The sequence below is a fragment of the Vibrio sp. 10N.222.55.C6 genome (assembly GCF_041473395.1).
Lineage (GTDB): Bacteria > Pseudomonadota > Gammaproteobacteria > Enterobacterales > Vibrionaceae > Vibrio > Vibrio crassostreae_C.
Genome location: NZ_JBFRSD010000805.1, coordinates 1 through 290 on the forward strand (window position 1 = coordinate 1; position 290 = coordinate 290).

A 290-nucleotide genomic window follows, 5' to 3' on the forward strand; every position below is an offset into this window, starting at 1 on the left:
ATCTTCAGTTTAGCCGCTACTAAAGCAGTTTCGAGATCTTCAATTTTCTGATCTTTCGTTTTCATTTCTACACCGCTAAGTTTGATTTGTTTGATTTAAGCCACTCTCGAAAGGCACGACTGTCAGTTTTAACTTCTGGCTTTGGCATGCTTGAGTAGTGTTCACTTTCTCGCATAAACTGGTCTAAATGCTTCCCATAAAGCAAGTATTTGATGTCATCAGCTAGGTCTTTCATTGTGTTTTTACTGCCGATTCGACGTTCAGTGTTCGAGAGTTGATTGATTGTTTTA

Annotated in this window: 1 pseudogene; it reads right to left on the reverse strand. The window is 38.6% G+C overall.

Annotation, left to right across the window (positions count from 1 at the left end):
* Positions 1–67 precede the first annotated feature (67 nt).
* A pseudogene (locus AB4486_RS26280) lies at positions 68–290 on the reverse strand (hypothetical protein); the annotation flags it as partial.